This is a genomic window from Embleya sp. NPDC059237, assembly GCF_042754105.1.
In the GTDB taxonomy this organism is placed as follows: domain Bacteria; phylum Actinomycetota; class Actinomycetes; order Streptomycetales; family Streptomycetaceae; genus Embleya.
The window spans coordinates 312,224-332,733 of sequence record NZ_JBHZAE010000010.1; the positions used below are offsets into that span (position 1 = coordinate 312,224).

Consider the following 20,510-nt stretch of genomic DNA (forward strand, 5'->3'; position numbering starts at 1 on the left):
CACGGCGCATTCCCAAGGCCCGCCCAGGTGGCGGGCTTTCGCATGTCCGCCCCAGGAGGGCCCACCGCATGAGCACCCCCATCGAACCGACCCCCGCCGCCCCCGAGCAGGAGCCGGTCGAGCCCGTCACGCCCGCGCCCGTCGATCCGCAGGCGCCCGAGCCGGAAGAGCCCACCCACGAGCCCCAGGCGGGCCCGACGGACCCATGGGCGGACCCGGACGTCGCCCGACGCGAGATCGAGAAGCTGCGCCGCGAGGCCGCGGCCAGCCGAACCAAGGCCAAGGACCGCGACACCCTCGCGGCCAAGGTCGCCGAGTACGAGCGGGCCCAACTCTCCGAGCAGGAACGCCTCCAGGCGGAGCTGGCCGAGGCCCGGCAGCAGTCCCAGGCCCTCCAGACCCGCACGGCCCGCGCCGAACTGCGCGCCGCCGCGAAGGAGTTCAAGGACCCCGAGGACGCGGTCGCCTACCTCAAGGACCGGCTCGGCTCCTACGTCGACGCGCAGGGCGAGATCGACGAAGCGCAGATCGCGGTCGACCTGGCGGACCTCCTGGAGCGCAAGCCGCACCTGGCCAAGGCCGCCCCCGCCGCGCCGCCCGCAGAGCCCGCATCCCCGCGCCGCCCGGCGCCGGATCGCACCCAGGCCGCGGGCGCCAACCCCACCCGCAACTCCACCCCCGGCGACGAGTTCGCCGAGTGGTTCACGAACGCGGCCTTCGGCCGCTGAGAAAGCAGGACCCGATGGCGGCTACGCCCCCGATCAAGCTCTCCAATGTCGACGCCGCACTCCTGCCCCGCATCCTGACGGGGCCGATTTTCGAAAAGAGCGTCGAGCAGTCCGCGGTCATGCAGTTGTCGAAGCGCATCCCGCTGGCGATCGACGCGACGACCAGCATCCCGGTGCCGCTGGACGTGCCTACCGCCGACTGGGTCGGTGAGGCCCAGCGCAAGCCGATCTCCTCCGGCGCGGTCGCGATCAAGACCATGGCCGCTAGGAAGATCGCCGTGCTCATCCCGGTCTCCGAAGAGGTCGCGAAGACCAACGCGGGTGGGCTGTGGACGCAACTCCAGAACGACCTGCCCACCGCGTTCGCGAGGGCCTTCGACCACGCGACGATCCACGGCAAGACGATGCGCGGCGCGGCCGGGCCGTTCCCGGACTACCTGGCCCGCACCACCAAGTCCGTCACCCTGGGCACGGCCGCCCAGAACAAGGGCGGGATCTACGCCGACTTCGTGGCCGGCATGGAAAAGGTCGTCGACGACGACTACGACCTGACCGGCTTCGCCGCCGACCACCGCCTCAAGCCGAAGATGCTGCTCGCCACCGACGTCAACGGCCGTCCGATCTTCGTGGACACGCTGACGCCGGGAACCAACACCGCCATGGGCGGGTCGCTCCTGGGCGAGCCGCTGGCCTACTCCCGGGCGATCAGCGGCAAGCAGCGCCGCCAGTCCTCCAGCGTCGACACGGGCCTGCGGATGATCGGCGGCGACTGGTCGCAGACCGCCTACGGCGTCGGCATGGACATCACCGTCCGGATCTCCAACGAGGCGACCTACATCGACGAAGAGGGCGCCGTCCACTCCGCGTTCCAGGAGAACCTGGTTCTCCTGCTCGCGGAGGCGTACTACGGCTACGTCCAGGGCGACGACGACGCCTTCGTCAAGTACGTCGGCACCCCCACCGGTTCGTGACCGTGCAGGTGACGAGGCCGCTGCGCATCGTCGCCCGCATGGGCCAGTACCCGCCCGCGCACAACGCCGGCGGCGAGATCGCGACCCACGCCATGCTGCGCGCCCTGGTGGCGCGCGGCCACGACGTCTCGGTGTGGCTCGCCCGCTACGGCACCGCCACCCGGCCCTACGAGGTCGACGGCGTGCGGGTCGTGCCGGTCCAGGCCCGGGAGGATTTCGACGCCGCGCTGCGCAGGTCGCACGCGGTCCTGGGCCAATACGAACTGGTCCCGGCGACACGGGCGTTGGCGAACGGGTACGGCAAACCGCTGATCGTCCCCGTGCACACCTCGCGGCAGCCCACGCTGAGGAACCTGGTGGCGGGCACCACCGCGCTGGCCGTGCACAACTCGCAGTGGGTCATGCACGAAGCCGATGCGCTGCTCGCCGAACGGGCGGACGCGACACGCCCGAACGCCTCGATCGTGGTGCGGCCCCCGGTGCTCGCTGCGGACTACGCGACGACACCGGGGGACCGCGTCACCCTGGTCAACCGCTGCTACGAGAAGGGCGGCACCGTGCTGCGCGCGCTCGCCGAGCGCATGCCCGACACGCGTTTCCTCGCCGTGACCGGCGCCTACGGGGAGCAGGTCGACTACACGGGCCTGTCGAACGTGGACGTCATCGACCAGGTGTCGGGGGCGTCCGCGATGCGCGACCTCGTCTACGCCCGCTCCCGGATCGTCCTCATGCCCTCGACCTACGAGTCGTGGGGTCGCGTCGCCGTCGAGGCGATGGCGTCCGGCATCCCCGTGATTGCCTCGCCCACCCCCGGGCTGCGCGAAGCCCTCGGCGGCGCGGGAGCGTTCGCCGACCCGGCCGACGTCGACGCCTGGGAGACCGAGTTGCGCCGACTGGAGGAGCCCGCCGCCTGGGAGGCGGCGTCGGCCCGGGCGCTGGCGCGTTCGGCCGAACTCGATCCCACCGCCGACCTCGAGGTGTTCGTGAACGCCGTCGAGGCCCTGACTCCGTGAGGGAGGTGCGGTCGTGGCGTTCGTACCCCCCTCCGCCGAGGACCTGGGCCTGTACCTGTCCCTCGGCGAGATCGACGGCGCCCGCGCGGACCTGATGATCCGTCAGGCCGTGCTGTTGTGCGAATCCGTCGTCAAACCCCTGCCCGACGCGGCATCCGTCGTCGTGCTGTCCGCGGCCGGCCGCGCCTACGCCAACCCCCAAGGCGTCAGCTACGAGACCATCGGCCCGATCAGCGTGCAGCGGCCCCAGGCCGGCCTGTACCTGACCAAGGCGGAGCGCACCGCGCTCAAGGCCATGGCCGGGCGCGGCGGCGCCTTCACCATCGACCCCACGCCCGAGGACGCGACCCCCGTCCCCACGTACCCGATCGACGACGACGGCTGGTGGGGCCTCGAATGGGAGCCCGGCTGGGGGTGGATCTGAATGGTCTTCCCCGTGCCGTTCGGCGCCACGCTGATCCGGCTGCGTTCCGGCCCGTCACCGGGACGCGACGCCTACGGCAAGCCGATCCCCGGCCCGATTGTCGAAACGCCGCTGCCCGGCTGCGTGGTGACGCCGCGTCAGGCGGCCCCGGCTCCCGGCGGGTCGGAACAGCAGGCACGCGACACCGTCATCAAGGGCTTGACCGTGTACGCCCCGCCCGGTGCGGACGTGCGCACCACAGACCGGTTCCGTCACCGCGGCCTCGTCTACGAGGTCACCGGCGAGCCGGGGGAGTGGGGCCCGAGCGTGTTCACCGGCACCGCCGGCTGCACACAGTTCCTCCTCGACCGCATCACCGGCTGAAGGGAGAGCGTCGTGCCCACGCGATTCAAGCTCGACAAGAGGGGCGTCGGTGAACTCCTGCGCTCGCAGATGATGCTGCGCGAGATGATCAGCCGAGCCGAGGCGATCAAGAGCACCGCCGAGGCCATTGCGCCGGTCAGTCCGCGCCCCGACGACCACCACGCGGGCCTGTACAAAGCGTCGTTCAAGGTGAGCGTCACCGACAGCGGCTCCCGCTTGCACCACCGCGCGCAGGCCACCGTCCACAACTCGGCGTGGTACTCGGCGTGGATCGAATACGGGGCCGAAGGCGGACGCGGCGGCGGACACCACGTCCTGCTGCGCGCGACACAAGCGGCGGGCGGCGGCTGATGGCAGACGCCTTCGTCGACGTAGAAGTCCTGCTCATCGCCTGGTTGTCGGCAGCCCGACCCGACACGACCTGGGCGGCCGAACTCGACAACGACCTGCTCGCCTACCTGCCGTTCGGCCAGGTGGTGCGCGTCGGCGGGGACGACGACGGAGCCCGACTGGACCGGGCCCTCGTCGACGTCGACATCTACGCGACCGGCCGAGCGCAGGCCGCGGACATCGCAGCATGGACACGCACCGCCCTCACCAGGAACCTGCCCGGGAGTTCACTGCCCGGCGCCGTCGTCGGGCGCGTCTCCACCGTGTCCGCGCCCGCGTGGCGTCCCTACGAGAACACCACGCTGCGCCGCATGGGCGCCACCTACGAGGTGTTTCTCCACCCCGCCGTGACCTGACCGGCCCCCAACCCCTTCTTCCCGGCCCCGCCGCGCGCGGGGCCTTCGCATGTCTGGAGAAACCCCCGATGTCTCTTGTGATCCCCCGCGATTCCGACGTAACGATGGTGGGCACCAACGGCGGCGGCTGGACCGCGCCGCTCGGTACGGCCAAGCCGACCAGCCCCCTCGTCACCCCGCCGCCGCCCTGGGCGGCCCTCGGGCGACTCAGCGAGGACGGCCTCGTCCGCGGCTTCGACGAGGACTCCACCGAGTTCCGGTCCTGGGGCCAGACCAGCCCGTTCCGAACGATCATCACCAAGTCCAGCCGCACGTTCAAGATCGCGTGCCAGGAGATCAACCGGCCCGCGGTCATGTCCCTGTGGAACCGCATCCCCGAGGGATCCCTGACGCCGGACGTCAACGGGTTGATCAACTTCGCGGAGACCGCGACCCCCACCCCGGACCGGCGCGCCTGGTGGTTCGTCGTCCTCGACGGCGAGACTTTCCGCGGCTTCTACATCCCCCAGGGCGAGATCTCCTCGCGCGAGGACGAGACGTACAAGAACGACGAACTCGCCATCTACAACATGACGATCACCGCCTACCCGGACGACGCCGGGAACACCGTCTACCACACCATCAAGGCCGCCGTCGTGGACAGCCCCAGCAGCTGACCCGACGTCACCGACCGGTGGGCGGACGGCACTTCGCGGGACCGCCCGCCCACCACCTCACCATCCCGCGACCCGCGACCCGCGAAGATCCAGGAGCAGCAACCGTGAACGACGCCCCTCTGTACCCGCAATCCCCGGTGACTCTCGACCGTCCGGAGCCCGTGCCCGCGCCCGCGCAGGCGCCCGCACCGGTACGGGAACCTCTCGTCGACGCCCACGAACCGGTAGCCGCCGAAGGCGCGAGCCCGGCAGCCCTGGCCCAGGAGATCGAAGCTCTCGCGCCCGACGGGTACCTGCGCGCCGAGCTCACGGGCGACATCGACGGCGAGACGATGGTCTGCGAAGTTGTGGCACTGATGCCGGGGAAATGGCGGGCGTCGACGTTGCGCCTGCTGCGAGCCGGCGACTTCGACGGATTCATGGCGTCGGTTCTCACTGCCGAAAGCTACGACGCATACCTCGAACTCGACCCCGACCAGGACCAGTTCCAGGCGTTCGTCGAGGACCTGTCCGCGAAGGGCGGAGAGTCGGTGGGAAAGTCGCGTGGACGACGGGCATCTGTGACGCGTATGCGGAGGAAGTAGAAGCCGACCTGCACTTCTACTGCAACGGCACCGATCTCCTCGACGTCCACCGAGGGCTCCTGACGTGGCGTCAGGTACGCGTGATGATCGAGAAGCTGCCGCCCGAATCCGCGACGTGGACGGCGATCCGCAACGACGCACCGCCGACCAGCGACGACGACCCGCCCGCGACTCCGCCCGAACAGGGCCGCTGGTCCCAGGTCGAAATGCTCCTCGCCTCCGTACTGGAGGCGATCAGGGACCTGCACCACCACGAGATCTGCGTCAACTGGGACACCAAGAAGGCACCGCGGCCACCCGCCCCGCCGCGCATCCGCCGACCCGGGTGGCGTCCCTCCGCCAAGACCACGGCGCCCTCACCCGCCTGGATGAGCGCGCACCTCGACGCGATGCTGGACGGCCTCGTGTAACCGGCGTTCGACACCAGCACGAGGAGGTGACTCCTCGTGCCAATCACCGTGGGCACCGTCGAGGTGCACGTCATCCCCAACACGCAGGGGATCCTGACCCGTCTGCGCAACGGCATCCTGCCCGCCGCGAATACGGTCGGCACCGAAGCCGGCCAACAGATGGGCAACCGGCTGACCCAGGCACTCCAGGTTCAGGTCGTCGGGGCGGGCGTCCGCATCGGGCGCCAGCTCGGCGAGGAGATCTCCCGCGAACTGCGCCGCGCGGTACGCGACGCCCTCCCGGACACGATCCGCACCAGCGGCAAACTCGCCGCCGCCCAGGGAGGCCGGGCCGGTGCCGAGACCGGCGGCGCGTTCTCGCGCGAGCTGAAAACCCGCGTCGAGGCCGCGGTTCGCTCCCTGCCCAACATCAAGGTCGGCGCCAACACCTCGGAGGCCGAATCCGACCTCCAAGCGCTGCGGGTGCGGATGGAGACGTTGCGCGACAAGCGCATCGGCATCGACATCGGCGCAGACGAGGCCCGCATCGAGGCGGAATCCCTCGAAGCCGAGCTGCGCCGCCTGGGGGCCATCAGCCCCAATGTCCGCGTCCAGGTCGACACCGCCCGCGCGATCGCCGAACTGGAGGCGATGCGCGAGCAGATCCGGCTCGCGACCCTCAAGCCCTGGGAAGTCCGCCTCGAGGTGGACGGCGGCTTCGGCGCCCGACTGCGCGCCGCGGTCCAAGCCGCGCAGGCGAGCTTGCCGAACATCAACATCGATTCCAACACCACTCCCGCGAGGGCCCGGATCCAGGGCCTGCGCGCCGAGTTGGAGCAGCTGCGCGACGTTCGCATCGGCATCGACATCGACGCCGGCGCCGCACAGGCCAAGATCGACCAGATCCGGGCCGAGTTGGCCAAGCTCGGCATGGACAAGAACGTCGATCTCGACGTCCGCGTCGACGCCACGAATGCGCGGCGCGAACTCAAGGCTGTCGAGCTCCAGGCCGACATCCTGGACCGCAAGCGGATCGACATCCCGATCCACACCAGCTCGGCGATGAGCAACATCCTGCAACTCGCCGCCGCGCTGGCCACCGTCATCGTGCCGCCTGCGATCGGCGTGCTCGCCGCCGGCCTGGGTGCCGTCACCTCGGCCGCGTTCGCCGCCGCGGCGGGCATCGGGCTCGTCGCTCTCGTCGCGGTGCCGGGGATCATGAAGATCACCGCGGCGTTGCAGGCGCAGAAGGCCGCCAACGAGGCGGCGGCCACGGCGGCCGGGAAATCCGGTGCTGCCGCAGCGCAGCAGGCGATCCAGGCGCAGCAACAGGCCCTCCAGATGGAGGGCGCGGAGCAGTCCCTCACACAGGCATACCGATCGGCCGCGCAGCAGCGTGAACAGGCGCTGCGTCAGGTGTCGGCGGCACAGCGTGCCGTCGGCGACGCCCAGGCGCAGGCCGTAGAGCGCACGAGGCAGGCGGAACAGCAACTCGTCGACGCCCAGAACGACGCTCGACGGACGCAGATCGCGCTGACGGATGCCCGCAAGGCGGCGCGCCTGGAGTTGGAGGACATGCAGTCCCGGCTTGCCGGGGCGGCCCTCGACGAGCGCAGCGCGGTGCTCGCGGTCGAGCGTGCCCAGCAGCGGTTGGACGCGACCCGGCAGGCCGGGGCGTCCGTGTCCCGGTTGGACCGCGAGGAGGCCCAACTCGCCTACGACGAGGCCGTGCAGCGCCTGGAGGACCAACGGCGCGACAACAGCCGGTTGCAGGAGAGCGCGGCTGCCGCAACCAAGGCAGGTGTTGAGGGCTCGGACCAGGTCGTCAAGGCCAAGGAGGCCGTGGCGCAGGCGGATCGGCGGGCCGTGGAGGCCGCGGCCGGTGTCCGCTCGGCGCAGACCGAGGGAGCGCGTGCCGTTGCGGACGCGCAGCAACAGCTTGCGGATGCGCACCGCAACGCGGCGGAGTCGGCCCAGCAGTCCGCAGACCAGATCGCTTCCGCCCAGCGCGGTATCCAGTCGGCGCAGCTGGCGGCGGCTGCCGCCGCCCAGCAGTCGGCCGGCGGCATGGACGCGGCGGCGACGGCCGCGCAGAAGTACCAGGACGCGCTCGCGAAGATGAACCCCGCGACGCGATCCACGTTCGAGGCCGTTCTGCGGCTCAAGGACGCGTTCAAGGCGTGGTCGGATGCGGCTTCACCCACGGTGATGCCGCTTTTCACGCGGTTCGTCGATGGGTTGACCAGGACTCTTCCGACCCTGACGCCGATGGTCATGGCGGCGGCCGACGGCATCGGTCGCCTCATGGACCGGGCGTCGCGCTCCTTTGCGCGCGACCCGTTCTGGGCGTCCTTCAAAGCCGACCTGACCGTCGCGATGCCGCGCGCGATCGAGGGCGTCGGCGTCAGCTTCGGCAACCTGTTCCGGGGCATCGCCGGGATCTTCGACGCCTTCAACCCGCACATGGACTCGATCGCGAGTCGCATGGAGAAGGCGACGGGCCGGTTCGCGAACTGGGGGACGCAGCTCAAGGGTTCCCCCGAGTTCGAGAGGTTCCTGGACAACGCCTCACGCAACGCCCCCTTGCTGAAAGAGGCGTTCGCCGCCATGGGCAGGGCCATCCTCGCGGTGAGTAACGCGCTCGCTCCCCTGCGCGGGCCGGCGTTGGTGATCCTGACCGCCGTGGCGGAGTTCGTCGCCACCCTGGCGCGGAACCTGCCCGGGGTCGTGCAGTTCCTGGTGCTGTACGCGATCGCCTGGCGCGCGGTCAACACCGCGATGGCCATCAACGCGGCGCTGTCGGCAGCCACCCCGATGGGCCTGATCATCACCGCGATCGCCGCTGTGATCGCGGTGATCCTGCTGCTGATCCTGCACTGGGACAAGGTCGAGGCCGTGTTCCGGTGGGTCTGGGAGCACGGGATCCGGCCGGTGTTCCAGGCGATCGCCGACGCGGCGGGCGTCATGTGGCGCAACGGCATCAAGCCGGTTGTTGACGCCCTGGTAGCCGGGTGGAACGCGGTAGCCGAAGCCGCGAATTGGCTGTGGCGCAAGGTGCTTTCGCCCGCGTTCGAGGGCATCGGCATCGGCGCGCGGATCCTGGCCGCGATCGTGCTCGTGGTGCTGATCGCGCCCCTTCTGATCGCGTTCCGCGCACTGGCGGCCATCGCGATGTTCCTTTGGCACGACGTGTTCGAGCCCGTATGGGTCGGTATCGGACTGGCCGCAGACTGGGCCTGGCGGAACATCCTCAAGCCGACGATCGACGGGATCGGGGGCGCGCTCGGCTGGGTCGGCGACCGCCTGGGGGACCTGTGGCACGGCGTGTTCGAGCCGGCGTGGACAGGGCTGTCCATGGCCGCCGACTGGGCTTGGCGGAACATCCTCAAGCCGACGATCGACGGGATCGGCGCGGGGATCGACTGGACGGGTGACCGCCTGGATGCCCTGTGGCACGGGGTGTTCGAGCCTGCGTGGGCCGGTATCGCAGCGGCCGTGTCGTGGGCTTGGACCGGGTTCCTGTCGCCGACGTTCAACGCGATCACCGGCGGGATGCAGGAGGTCGGTTCCTGGGCCCAGGACCTGTACCAGGTCTGGATCAAGCCCTGGTTCGACAAGATCGGCGCGGTCGTCGGCGACACGATGACCGGCGCCCAGAAGGCATTTCGGGTCGCGATCGACGGGATTTCCCTTCTCTGGGGATTCCTGAAGGAAATCGTGGCCGCGCCCGTGCGCTTCGTCGTGAACCAGGTCTACGACAAGGGCATCAAGAAGGTTTGGAACTGGGTCGCCGACAAGGTCGGACTTCCCGCCCTTCCGGACGGTGCAGCCGGATTCGCGACCGGTGGTATCTACCCGGGGTACACGCCTGGGCGTGACATCGGACTTGCCGCCGTTTCCGGCGGCGAGGCCATCATGCGTCCGGAATGGACGCGCGCGGTCGGTCCCGGCTTCGTCAACTCCATGAATGCCGCCGCCCGTAGCGGTGGTGTGGCCGGGGTGCGTTCCGCACTCTCCACGACGCCGATCGTGGGCGCCTATTCGTGGGGCGGAATCGTCGGCAGCGTCGTCGACACCGTCAAGGCCGGTATCGACGCAATACCCGGCGCGTCCTGGGTATTGGACAAAGGCGCAAGTCTTGCTCGGGGATTCCTGGCCGGCTCCGTCGAGTTGGCGATGAAGCCTGTGCGGGCTCTCATCGGTGAGATCCCGGGCGACACGGCCTGGTCGAAGGTCGCGCGCGGCCTGCCGAACAAGGCGATCGACGGCGTGATCGACTGGATCCGGGAGGACGACCGCAAGCAGGCGTTCGCCGGCGTCGGTGTCGCGGCCTCCGCGCTGCGCGAGGCCATGACGTATGCGGGCGTGCCGTACCTGTGGGGCGGCACCTCGCGGTTGGGCATCGACTGTTCCGGGCTCACGCAGGCCGCCTACAGGGCTGTTGGTGTGGAGATCGGCCGCACGACCTACGACCAGGTCAAACGCGGTCGGCACATCGCGATGCAGGACGCTGTTCCCGGCGACTTGGTCTTCGAGCAGTTCGCGGGCCCGTCGCCGAGCCACGTGGGCCTCTACATGGGGCCCGGCCGGTTGTGGAACGCACCCAAGACCGGCGACGTGGTCCGTGAGTCGGCGATCACGAACGTGGTCGACGTGCGCCGCATGGCCGAGGATGTCATGGGCGGGTCGGTGGGTGCCTTCGGCGACTTGGCCGGATGGTTGCGGACCGCGCTGGCGGCCACGGGCAAGCCGGCCGACTGGCTGGCGCCGTTGATGACGATCGCGAAAAACGAATCGGGCGGGAACCCGCGCGCGGAGAATCACTACGACTCGAACCAGCGCTACGGCGGGACGTTCGGGTTGATGCAGATGATTCCGCCGACGTTCAACGCCTACAAGCTGCCCGGTATGGACGACATCCTGAACGCCGTCCACAACGCGGTTTCGGCGATCAGGTACATTTCAGCCCGTTACGGAACTCCGTTCAATACACCGGGAATTCGGTCGCTCTCGGCGGGTGGCGGGTATGTGGGCTACAAGTCCGGTGGCATCGTTCCGCTGGCGTTCGATTCGGGCGGGTATCTGCCACCGGGGCTGAACCTCACCTACAACGGGACGGCTCGACCTGAGCCGGTGTTCACCGGCGCGCAGGCCGACGCCCTGTTCTCCGGGGTGCGCGGGGGAGACGGCGAAGGATCCTTCGTCGGGGAACTCCGGTTGTCCTCCGGTGAATTCCTCGGAATGGTCGACGGTCGTATCCGACGCTCGCACGACGACCTCGCCAACCGCGCGATGATGGGCAGGGGGTGACCGGTGGCGATCACCACGAACCTCCTCGACGCGAACACCGCCGGCTTCGAAACCAACATCGGGACCTGGACGGCCGGGAGCAACACCACGGCCGCCCGGGTCACCGGGGTCTGGTACACCGGGGCCGCGTGCATGAGGCTGACGGCGACCGCGAACGGCTCTGTGGCCGCGACCACCGGGGCGGTGCCGATCACCGCGCTGTCCGAGTACCTGGCGTTCGCGTTCAACGCCAACACGGCGGCGGTCGCGGGCCGGACGGTGTCGCTGACCCTGACCTGGTTGGACGCGTCCAACGCCACGGTCGGCACCTCGGTGGGCACGACCCCCACCGCCATGCCCGCGTCCACCGCGTGGGTGACGCCCCCGACCTTCGTCGACGCCGTCGCGCCCGCGACCGCGACCCAGGTCAAACTCACCGTCACCGTCACCGGAATGCTGGCCGGCGGCCAGATCCTCGTCGACGAAGTCGGCCTCGGGCCGCCCGTCCTCCAGACCGGCAACCTCCTCTCCTACAACGACCAGTCCGTCGAGATGGACGCGAGCGGGTGGACCGCTTCCGTCAACTGCACCGCCGCGCGCTCGTCCGCCCAGTTCGTCGAGGGCTGGTACTCTCTCGCCGTCACCGCGACCGCATCGGGCGACGTCCAGGTCCGGTCCGTGGCGACGCCCGCCGTCGCCGCGGGCACCGAGTACTTCGGGTACTTCTACATCCGCACGCCGATCGCCCTCACCGTCAAGGCCGAACTGTGGTGGTACGACGCGTCGAACGCGCTCGTGGGCACCACCAGCACGACCACCACCACCGCGGTGACGACCTGGCAGCGCCTGGGCGTGGCCGCGAAACCCCCAGCGACCGCGACCAAGGCCCGCCTCGTCGTCCGGCCGCAGGCCACCGCCGCCGCGCAGGTCGTGTACGTCGACCAGATGACGATCCGCCCCGCCCCGTTCAGCGTCGCCGGCAACCTCCTGCCGTTCGGCGTCGAGTCGATGGAGTGCGACCTGACGGGCTGGACGGTGGCGTCGAACGCCGCGATCGCCCGCACCACCGCGCAGGCGTCCGCCGGACTGTGGTCGATGGAGGTGACGACTCCCGCCGCCGGACAGGCACGCGTGCACACCACCGCGCTGGTACCGGTCACGGCCGGCACCTACTACGTGGCGCGGCAGAGCTACCGCTCGGCGACCGCGGGGCCGATGTGGACCGACATCGACTGGTACGGGCCGGACGGCGTCACGTGGCTCGGCAATGCGGGCCCCGACCAGGACCTCGGCCTGACGCCCGGATCGTGGTGGTCCAACAGCATCGGGCGCAAGGCACCGCCCGGCGCGGCATACGCCCGCGTGGTGTCCCTGCCGCAGTCCACCCTCGCCGGGCAGGTGTGGTGGGTCGACGTGGTCGGCCTCAGCGCCGGCACCCCGCCCTACGACCTCGCCGCCCACCCCGAGACGGGCTCGGCGACCCTCACGATCAACAACGCGAACTCCTCCGGTGCGACCACGATCACCGTCCACCGCGTCGACCCGGACGGTACCCGCTCGCCCGTGCGCGGCTACGGCGGCGACCTCGAGAGTGTCGCCGTCCCGGGCGCGGTCATGGTCGTCACCGACTACGAGGTCCCCCTGGGCGCCCCGATCCGCTACGAGTACGTCCGGCACGCCCCCGGGCCGCCCGCCGTCGACTACAGCACCGGCACCACGAGCATCGTCGTCGCGCCGCCGGCCGACCCGGCGTATGTGTGGCTGTCCGACCCGGGCCAACCCGCCCGCTCCATCAAGCTCATGATCGAGAAACCCCCGGACTGGACGTTCGGGATCGAACGAGCCGTGTACCGGATCAGAGGGCGCGCCGACCCCATCGTGCGCTCCGACGTCCGACACACCCCCGAGGGCGATCTGGCCGCCTACACCTGGACCACGACCGACGACGCCCAGCTGCGGTTCACCCTCGAGACCGGCCACGTCCTGCTCCTGCGCGCCCGGCCCGGCTGGGGCCTCGACTACCAGTACGTGTCCGTGGGATCCGTGCAGTCCCCGCGCCTGGTCCAGATGGGTTCCGAGGCCGGCCGGCGCTGGACCCTGCCGTTGACCGTCGTTGCCCGGCCAGCCGGCGGCATGGTCGGCTCCGCGTCCCGCACCTGGCAGACCGTCAAGAACGACGCGACCGCCCCCACATGGGGGGACGTCCTCGCGAAATACCCGACGTGGCTCGACGTCGTCCAGGGGGTGTGATGCTCACCGTCACCCCCCGGTTCCTTGCGGCCCTGACCAACTCGCACAGCCCGGCCGGACACGTCGACGCCCACCAGGGCGCGACGCTGCTCCTCGCGGACGTGCCCTACCAGGACGGCACGGTCACCGCCGACCGCGGATCCGACGTCCGCTACTCGCTGAACCTGACCGTGGCCGACCTCGCGCTCCTGCCGTTCGACACCGGCGACCCCCTCGCCCCCTACGGGCAGACACTGCGCGTGTTCCAGGGCATCACCTACACGGACGGATCACAGGAGACCGTCCCCTGCGGCGTCCACGTCATCACCAACGTCACCGGCGACCGGGACACCGGACCCGTCACCGTCACCGCCAAAGGCCAGGAAGTCGTCCTCCAGGCCGCGAAATTCATCGACTCGTGGGACACCCGCGGCTACTCGTCCCACCTCGACGCGATCTCGGCGGCCGTCCTCGACGTCATGCCCGCCGCCGTGATCATCGACCGCACCACCCACGACCGCGCCCCGGCCTACCGGGTGTGGAAAACCGGCGACGACCGGTGGGCGGCCTGCCGCGAACTCGCCAAAGCCATCGGCGCCGAAGCCTACTTCGACGCCGGCGGGTCCCTCGTCGTCGCGGACCTCCCGCCCGCACCCGCCGACGCGACCCCCGCGTGGGACGTCGCCGCAGGCCCCGGCGGAGTCCAGATCTCCGCATCCTGGGGCCTCACCTCCGACGGCCTCTACAACGGCGTCCGCGCCAGCGGACAGAACTCCACCGACAACGTCGCCCCCGTCAGCGACCTCGTCGTCGACACCGACCCGACCAGCCCCACCCGATGGGGCGGACCCCTGGGCCGGCGCCTCCTGCTGTACGAGTCGCCGCTGCTGTACACCGTGGGGGACTGCACCGTCGCCGCCGAATCGCTGCTCCGGGACGCCCTGGGCATGCACACCGACGTCGACCTGGCGGCCGTCCCCAACCCGGCGCTGGAACCCGGCGACTGCGTGCGCACCGTGTACGCCGACGGCACCCGCACCCTGCACATCGTGCAGTCCCTCAACATCCCCCTCGCCGGCGGCCCCTTCACCATCAAGACCCTGTCTACCGCACCGGCCCCGGAGACGTGATGGACCTCGTCGACGTCATCTACACCGTCGTCCGCCGCGCCCTCGACGAAACCGGCGCCGACTGGCGCATCGGCACCGTCACCACGCTGACCCCCGACGGCACCGCGGGCACCGTTCTCGTCGACCTCGGCGGCGGCACCGTCGTCAAGGCCCGGCGCAGCGCGGCCTACACCCCCACCGTCGCCGACCGCGTCTGGGTCGACCGCAACCGCGCCGGCGAGTGGCGCGTGACGGACAAACTCGCCTGACCACCCCCCTACGACACCCGACGAATCCGGCGCCGGGTGGAGGTGACGCATGCCCGCAACCGACAAATACGGCCAGTCCATTCCGTACTCTCTCCTGACCGACGGCGCCGACGCACAACAACTCGGCAAAGGCATCGCCGACGGCGCCGCCGCCCGTGTCGTGATGCGCTTCGCCTCGGCGGCGAACCGCGGCGCGACCCTCCTCGGCGACTCCGCCGCCCAGGAAGGCATGGTCACCTACCTGACCGACGCCGACCGACTCGACTACTACGACGGCACCACCTGGATCGCCCTGTCCCCGGGCCCGTGGCTGCCGCTGCCCCTGGCGTCGGGCATCTCCGCCCGCTCCGGGTCACCCGCCTACCGCGTCGTCAACGGGTCCGTCCAGATCCGCGGAACCCTCCAGAAATCCGACAGCAGCACCTTCGAAAACGGCAGCGCCACGACCGTGACCACCCTGCCCGTCGGATACCGACCCACCGGGTCCCGCTACCACATCCAACCCACGGAATGGACGGCCAACATCCACTGCCGCGTCGAGATCCTCCCCAACGGCGAAGTCACCGTGATCATCCCGGTCTCCGACGGCAGTTCACCCCACTGGGTCGGCCTCGACGGCATCGAGTACAGCACCGCCTGACCCGCAACCCCACCCCACCGCCACCCCGCCACACGACGGGGCCCCACCCATGCCCCGAGGAGGGCAACGTGCCCGACTACCACGCCGCGATCGTCCACCCCGACGACGACACCCCGGACACCTACTGCGGGATCGTCCCGCAGGAACACGTCGACCGCGTGCTGAACGCCTGTGAGACCGACCCCGACCGGTGGCCCAGGCCCGGCCGCGACGGCGGCGTCTACGTCCTGCGCGCCGACGGCGACCTCGACCACTACCTGCCCACCGACGCCCCCGCGCGCCCGACCGGAACGGAGGCGACCCCATGAGCGGACCGTCCTACATCAGCGGAGCCGAACGCCTCGGCCCCGACACCGGCGGCTCCATGGACACCCCCAACCTGCCGGCGCGCGCCGTTTGGCACACCGTCGAATCCCCTTCCGGATCCGGCTACTTCACCTCCATGGCCTCCTACCTCAAACGCGAATCCGTGTGGCCCCAGGTCCTCTACGACCCCGAATCCGACCGCCTCGGGCAGTTCGCCGCACTCGACACCAGCGGCCGGGCCCTCAGGAACGACGGCGACCTGCGCACCAACCGCACCGGCCGCGTGTGCATCCAGGTCGAGGTCTGCGGGCGCGCTGCCCAGCCCTGGACCGACGGCTTCGATCCGGCGTCCAAACCGAACTACCTGAGGCTGATCGGCGCCATGCGCGCCTGGGGCATCCCCGACACCTGGCCCGCCGGCGCACCGCAGCGCTACCCCGGCGACCACGACGACCGCGACCGCGCCACCTGGCTGAGCCGCGGCGGCCACTACGGGCACAGCCAAATCCCCGGCAACGACCACGGCGACCCCGGCGCGATCGACACCACCAAGGTCCCGCCGAACGGCACCGCCACCCCCGGCGGCGGATCCACCGGAGGCGTCTCCCGAGCCCAGGACTCCATCAACGGACTCCTCTACGGCTACGGCGCCCACGGCCCCCACGTCACCGCGGTGGGCCGAGCCCTGGTCGCGGCTGGCTTCGGCAGCCACTACACCAGCGGACCCGGACCCGACTGGTCCGACGCCGACACCCTCAACTACGCCGACTACCAAAGGTCGTTGGGCTACCGCGGATCCGACGCCGACGGCGTCCCCGGCGAGGAATCCCTCATCCACCTCCTCGGCGCTCTGCCCGCCCGCGAGGACACCCCGAGCGTGTCCCTGTCGAACCTCATCGCCGCCGCCCGCGCCGACGTCCCCGCCGCCACCGGCCACCTCACCCACCGCGACGACGTCCTGATCGTGGAGAACGCCCTCGTCGCCGAGGGCCTGCTGTCCGCCTCCTACGCCGACGGCTCCTACGGCACCCGGACCGTCTCCGCCTACGCGGCCTGGCAGCGCCGACTCGGCTACGCCGGATCCGACGCGGACGGATACCCCGGACCAACCTCGCTGAGCAGGCTCGGCGACCAACACGGATTCAAGGTGACCCCATGACGACGACCACCCCCGGCAGATACCTCGCCGGCCTCGCCGAACGCACCGCAGCGTCCTTCATCGAGGCGTTCGCGTCCGCATGGATCGTCGCGGGCGCCTACGACCTGACCACGGCCGAGACCGCCGCGCTCGCCGGCCTCATGGCCGCACTGACCGTTCTCCGCGCCGCACTCACCACCTTCCTCGACCACCGCACCGCGGACCCGACCGTGCGCACCGGCTTCGCCTACGCCGTCGACGCGTTCGAACGCGTGGCCGCGACCTTCGCCGAGGCGGGCATCGCAGCCCTGCTCCTGGCCGGAACCCTCGACCTGAGCAACGCCAAGGCGGCGACGTTCGCGGGCCTGACCGCCGCGCTCGCCATGCTCAAGACGCTCGCCGCCCGCTTCGTCGGCTCCGCGGCGACAGCCTCGCTGCTCCCCGCCGCCAAGGACCCGGGCAGCACGCCCGGGTCACGACCGGCCTGAGTGGGCGGGTGCCCCCATGCCCGATGAGCTGACCGTCGGAGAGTTGGGCAGATCGATCGACGCCCTCCGCGGCGAACTCCGCGACGGCATGGCGGCCCTGAACGCCCGCCTGGACCGCATGGTGACCACCGAGGTGTACGCGGCACAGAGCGCCCACACCGAATGGCGGATGGCCGAACTCGCGCGGGAACTCGAGAAGTTGCGCAACGAGGCGGCACGCCTCGAGGACGACTTCGAGTTGTACCAACGCCAGGAGCAGGAACGCCGCGAACGCGACCGGCAGACCCGTCTGTACTCGGCGATCATCCCGATCCTCCTGGGGGTGCTGGCGGTGGCGGCGACTATCTGGGCGGCGATCCGATGAGCGAACAGGCCACCGTCGGCCGCCGACGGCTGCGCGGCGCGGAATGGCTCGCGGTCGCAACCGTGATCCTCGCGCTCGCCGGAGCGGGATGGCTCGCCGTCCAGGTCGTGCAACTCTCCGCCGAGCTGCGCGACGCCAACCGTGCCCGTGACCAACTCGCCACCCAGGTACAGGGGATGGGCGGAACCCCCGTCGCCGGACCCCCCGGCACCCGCGGCGACCCCGGGAAATCCGGCGAGCAGGGACCGCCGGGCGAACCCGGCCGCGACGGAGCCCCCGGCGTCGGCGCCACCGGGCCACCCGGCCCCTCGGGCCAGCCCGGCGCCCAAGGCGCCGACGGCCGCGACGGTGCCGGCGCGACGGGCCCACCAGGCACCGACGGCACGAACGGAGCAGCCGGCCCCGCCGGACCCCAGGGCGAACCCGGACCACCGGGGCCGGCCGGGGCACCGGGGGAGCGGGGCGCCACCGGACCCCCGGGACCCGCATGCCCGAGCGACTACAGCCTCGCGACCCCGACATGGGACCGCGACGCCCTCGTGTGCTCCCGCACCACCCCCACCACCAGTCCGACCACCGCCGCACGGCGCAGATGAACGAAGCGGCCCCTCGACACCCCAACCGGGTGTCGAGGGGCCGCTTCTCGCGTTCTCAAGCCGGAGAAGTCCCCACGAGCCGCGCGGCCACCGCGACGGCCGCGATCCGCGCGACCTCCTCCACCGTGCTGGACTTCCCCTCGGAGGCATCCCGAAGCAGTGCCGCCGCGCCGGTGGAGGTCGAGCCCTCCCACGCCTCGACGACGGCCTCGACCAGGTCCGTGCGCACACCGATCCCGTGAGGTCCGTACACGTAGCCGGCACGTGGGGGCGCGGCGAACGTGTAGTGGAAGAGGCTGCTCATGAAGCCACCCTCCCACGAAAGTCGCGGACCAAACGGGATTCTCGGTCAGCTCGTCGCTCTATCGAGCGAGGCCGGGTGACCAGGTGACACGGGCACGTTGTTCGAGTTCGTCGGCGCCCGGAACGCCGTCGCCGCGCAGGCGGTGCAGGCGGGCGCGCATGTCCTGGGCCGCGGTGTCCACCTTGAGGGATCGGATGCCGTCGGCGCAGGTGACGAAGTCGTTCCATGTGGCGATAGCGCCGTCGGTGTCGCCACCGCGCAGGTGTACTTCGCCGAGGTCGGCCAGGACGATCGCACGGGTGCGTTTGCGGTCGAGGCCGTGGATGTCGAGCGCGCGGTGGAGATGCGTGCGTGCCTCGTCGAGTTCGCCCAGACGCGCCAGGATCATGCCGGTGTCGTGGGACCACCGGCCGATGCTGTAGTGGGCGGCCCAGGAGGCGCCGCCCTTGGCAGGGGCGCGCTCGATCTGGCTCTGCGACGACGCGAGGAGGCGGGTTGCGGTGGCGCGGTCATGATCCAACGCGGCGGCTTGGGCAAGAGTGGCCTGGTAGTACGCCTGTGCCCGCGGATCGGGAAGATCCTTGGCGTGGTGGACGCACTCCTCGGCCAGGCGCACGGCGGTGGCGCGGTGTCCGGCATCGATCGCCTGCACGGCCATGCCGCGCAGGGCCGTGGCGGCGAGTTCGCGGTCGGCCCCGAGTTCGGCGAGGCGGAAGGCGTGAGCGTAGTAGCGCTGTGCTGCGCCGGTGCGGCCCTCGTCCTGGGCCATCCACGCGATCAGGTGGGCGAGTTCGCCGACGGCCGCGTGGAGGTCGCGGCCGGTGGCATCGGTGTAGCTGCCGGCGAGCCAGGGTGCCGCGGTGTCGGTGAGGTAGCGCACGGCGAGGGATCGGGCGTGGCCGCCGCCGAGTTCCGCCGCGGCGTTGCCGAACGCGGTCGTCATCGTGCGAACGGCGTTCACCTCGGTGGCACCCACGCGGATGGTGCCGGTGTGGGCGAGCGTCATCGGCGCCGCCTCGGCGGGCGTGCCCGGGAGCGAGAGCAACCCCAGGACCGCGCCGGTGGCGGTGAGGAATTCCCGACGTTCCACGTCCGCGCCTCCCAATGCCGCCAACGCGGCCACGATATCCGCCCCTTCGGGCGCTGTCGGGGCAGGTTCTACCCCGTCGGGCCCGCTTGTGATCGATGGCCGGGCCGGATCGTGGGGGGCCACGAAGCCCAGCTCTTCGGTGGCCAGTCCGAAGATTTGCTCCAGTGCTTTGCGGTGGACCCGCTGGGGCCAGCGGCTTTGCCCCGACAACCAGCGCCGCACCGTGCGCTCGTCGAAGAAGACGTTCATGCCCAGGCGTCGGGCTTGTTCGTCCAGATGCTCGGCCAGATCCTTGGCCGAGGTCCATCCTCGGGCTCTGGCCCGCTCGCGCAGACACGTGTTCGGTGTGCGGCGGACTGGAGCTGTGCTGCCCATGAGGTACCCCCGGGCACAACGACGGCAACCGAGTTCCCACCGTAGAACGAAGCACCCGTCCGCCGGCGGAGCTTTCACAACGCCCCACGGGAATGTCCGCGGTTTGTCCGCGCACTGTCCGGTGGTTTGACCTCCACCCGGTGCCGACTCAAGCAGTGAACTGGTGTCACCGGCAGACGCCGGAACCCGCAGAATCCGGGGCTCGGGCTCCGGTTCGCAGGAAGGAGCGTTTCAGTGAAGACGCCGAACACCACCCCGATGGGCGCGTACCGCGCGCCGGTCGTCGCCGACGGCGGCGAAGCGAAGAGCGTCACGCTCGGCAAGAACGGCTTCGACGTGCAGGACAAGACCGAGTACCGGCAGAAGACCCCCGGCCGCGCGTGATCCATGCCCGGTCGGGGCGCGGCATGGCGCCCCCACCGGACGACGGCCGTCGGCG

The 20,510-nt window shown here is 70.8% G+C and carries 23 protein-coding genes; 21 read left to right on the forward strand and 2 right to left on the reverse strand.

Annotated features, from left to right (window positions below; genetic code table 11):
• Nucleotides 1-68 precede the first annotated feature (68 nt).
• From ACFXKZ_RS30225 to ACFXKZ_RS30320, 20 genes are all read left to right on the forward strand, one after another.
• Nucleotides 69-728 (forward strand): hypothetical protein, encoded by a 660-nt coding sequence (locus ACFXKZ_RS30225; RefSeq protein WP_380004279.1) that lies wholly within the window; start codon nt 69-71, stop codon nt 726-728.
• A gap of 14 nt (nt 729-742) precedes the next feature.
• Nucleotides 743-1,699 (forward strand): phage major capsid protein, encoded by a 957-nt coding sequence (locus ACFXKZ_RS30230; RefSeq protein ID WP_380004281.1) that lies wholly within the window; start codon nt 743-745, stop codon nt 1,697-1,699.
• A complete protein-coding gene (locus tag ACFXKZ_RS30235; RefSeq protein ID WP_380004283.1) occupies nt 1,696-2,712 on the forward strand; it encodes a glycosyltransferase family 4 protein in 1,017 nt (338 codons plus the stop codon). Before ACFXKZ_RS30230 ends, ACFXKZ_RS30235 begins: the two co-directional genes overlap by 4 nt.
• A gap of 13 nt (nt 2,713-2,725) precedes the next feature.
• Complete coding sequence (locus ACFXKZ_RS30240; protein WP_380004285.1) at nt 2,726-3,136, forward strand: hypothetical protein; 411 nt, start codon at nt 2,726-2,728, stop codon at nt 3,134-3,136.
• Nucleotides 3,137-3,499 (forward strand): hypothetical protein, encoded by a 363-nt coding sequence (locus ACFXKZ_RS30245; protein WP_380004287.1) that lies wholly within the window; start codon nt 3,137-3,139, stop codon nt 3,497-3,499.
• A gap of 12 nt (nt 3,500-3,511) precedes the next feature.
• Entirely contained in the window at nt 3,512-3,850 is a 339-nt protein-coding gene (locus tag ACFXKZ_RS30250; RefSeq protein WP_380004289.1) for an HK97 gp10 family phage protein, read from the forward strand.
• Nucleotides 3,850-4,245: a hypothetical protein gene (locus ACFXKZ_RS30255; RefSeq protein WP_380004291.1), complete on the forward strand. Its 396-nt coding sequence runs from the start codon at nt 3,850-3,852 to the stop codon at nt 4,243-4,245. Before ACFXKZ_RS30250 ends, ACFXKZ_RS30255 begins: the two co-directional genes overlap by 1 nt.
• Before the next feature lie 68 nt (nt 4,246-4,313).
• Nucleotides 4,314-4,901, forward strand: a complete 588-nt coding sequence (locus tag ACFXKZ_RS30260) for a phage tail protein (protein WP_380004293.1) — start codon at nt 4,314-4,316, stop codon at nt 4,899-4,901.
• A gap of 104 nt (nt 4,902-5,005) precedes the next feature.
• Complete coding sequence (locus tag ACFXKZ_RS30265; protein ID WP_380004295.1) at nt 5,006-5,485, forward strand: hypothetical protein; 480 nt, start codon at nt 5,006-5,008, stop codon at nt 5,483-5,485.
• Nucleotides 5,486-5,568: 83 nt separating this feature from the next.
• Nucleotides 5,569-5,895: a hypothetical protein gene (locus ACFXKZ_RS30270; RefSeq protein ID WP_380004297.1), complete on the forward strand. Its 327-nt coding sequence runs from the start codon at nt 5,569-5,571 to the stop codon at nt 5,893-5,895.
• Nucleotides 5,896-5,931: 36 nt separating this feature from the next.
• Entirely contained in the window at nt 5,932-11,184 is a 5,253-nt protein-coding gene (locus ACFXKZ_RS30275; RefSeq protein WP_380004299.1) for an NlpC/P60 family protein, read from the forward strand.
• A gap of 3 nt (nt 11,185-11,187) precedes the next feature.
• Nucleotides 11,188-13,413, forward strand: a complete 2,226-nt coding sequence (locus ACFXKZ_RS30280; RefSeq protein ID WP_380004301.1) for a hypothetical protein — start codon at nt 11,188-11,190, stop codon at nt 13,411-13,413.
• The gene (locus tag ACFXKZ_RS30285) at nt 13,413-14,522 is read left to right on the forward strand and encodes a DUF5047 domain-containing protein (RefSeq protein WP_380004303.1); all 1,110 of its coding nucleotides are present in this window, start codon (nt 13,413-13,415) and stop codon (nt 14,520-14,522) included. The genes ACFXKZ_RS30280 and ACFXKZ_RS30285 overlap by 1 nt, the downstream gene beginning before the upstream one ends.
• Nucleotides 14,522-14,770 (forward strand): hypothetical protein, encoded by a 249-nt coding sequence (locus ACFXKZ_RS30290; protein WP_380004305.1) that lies wholly within the window; start codon nt 14,522-14,524, stop codon nt 14,768-14,770. The genes ACFXKZ_RS30285 and ACFXKZ_RS30290 overlap by 1 nt, the downstream gene beginning before the upstream one ends.
• Nucleotides 14,771-14,819: 49 nt before the next feature.
• Nucleotides 14,820-15,410, forward strand: a complete 591-nt coding sequence (locus tag ACFXKZ_RS30295) for a hypothetical protein (RefSeq protein ID WP_380004307.1) — start codon at nt 14,820-14,822, stop codon at nt 15,408-15,410.
• Between the two features lie 68 nt (nt 15,411-15,478).
• A complete protein-coding gene (locus tag ACFXKZ_RS30300) occupies nt 15,479-15,718 on the forward strand; it encodes a hypothetical protein (protein WP_380004309.1) in 240 nt (79 codons plus the stop codon).
• Complete coding sequence (locus ACFXKZ_RS30305) at nt 15,715-16,875, forward strand: peptidoglycan-binding protein (protein ID WP_380004311.1); 1,161 nt, start codon at nt 15,715-15,717, stop codon at nt 16,873-16,875. The genes ACFXKZ_RS30300 and ACFXKZ_RS30305 overlap by 4 nt, the downstream gene beginning before the upstream one ends.
• A complete protein-coding gene (locus tag ACFXKZ_RS30310; protein ID WP_380004313.1) occupies nt 16,872-17,342 on the forward strand; it encodes a hypothetical protein in 471 nt (156 codons plus the stop codon). The genes ACFXKZ_RS30305 and ACFXKZ_RS30310 overlap by 4 nt, the downstream gene beginning before the upstream one ends.
• Nucleotides 17,343-17,358: 16 nt before the next feature.
• Nucleotides 17,359-17,706 carry a hypothetical protein gene (locus ACFXKZ_RS30315; RefSeq protein ID WP_380004315.1) on the forward strand — a complete coding sequence of 116 codons (348 nt, stop codon included), beginning with the start codon at nt 17,359-17,361 and terminating at the stop codon, nt 17,704-17,706.
• Nucleotides 17,703-18,302 carry a collagen-like protein gene (locus tag ACFXKZ_RS30320; RefSeq protein ID WP_380004317.1) on the forward strand — a complete coding sequence of 200 codons (600 nt, stop codon included), beginning with the start codon at nt 17,703-17,705 and terminating at the stop codon, nt 18,300-18,302. The genes ACFXKZ_RS30315 and ACFXKZ_RS30320 overlap by 4 nt, the downstream gene beginning before the upstream one ends.
• Nucleotides 18,303-18,357: 55 nt before the next feature.
• Here ACFXKZ_RS30320 and ACFXKZ_RS30325 read toward each other — a convergent pair whose 3' ends face one another.
• Together ACFXKZ_RS30325 and ACFXKZ_RS30330 are read right to left on the reverse strand one after the other, a co-directional pair.
• A complete protein-coding gene (locus ACFXKZ_RS30325; RefSeq protein ID WP_380004319.1) occupies nt 18,358-18,606 on the reverse strand; it encodes a hypothetical protein in 249 nt (82 codons plus the stop codon).
• 58 nt (nt 18,607-18,664) lie between these two features.
• Complete coding sequence (locus tag ACFXKZ_RS30330; RefSeq protein ID WP_380004321.1) at nt 18,665-20,071, reverse strand: tetratricopeptide repeat protein; 1,407 nt, start codon at nt 20,069-20,071, stop codon at nt 18,665-18,667.
• 234 nt (nt 20,072-20,305) lie between these two features.
• Here ACFXKZ_RS30330 and ACFXKZ_RS30335 point away from each other — a divergent pair, with 234 nt between their 5' ends.
• Complete coding sequence (locus tag ACFXKZ_RS30335; RefSeq protein ID WP_380004323.1) at nt 20,306-20,455, forward strand: hypothetical protein; 150 nt, start codon at nt 20,306-20,308, stop codon at nt 20,453-20,455.
• The last annotated feature ends 55 nt before the right edge of the window (nt 20,456-20,510 follow it).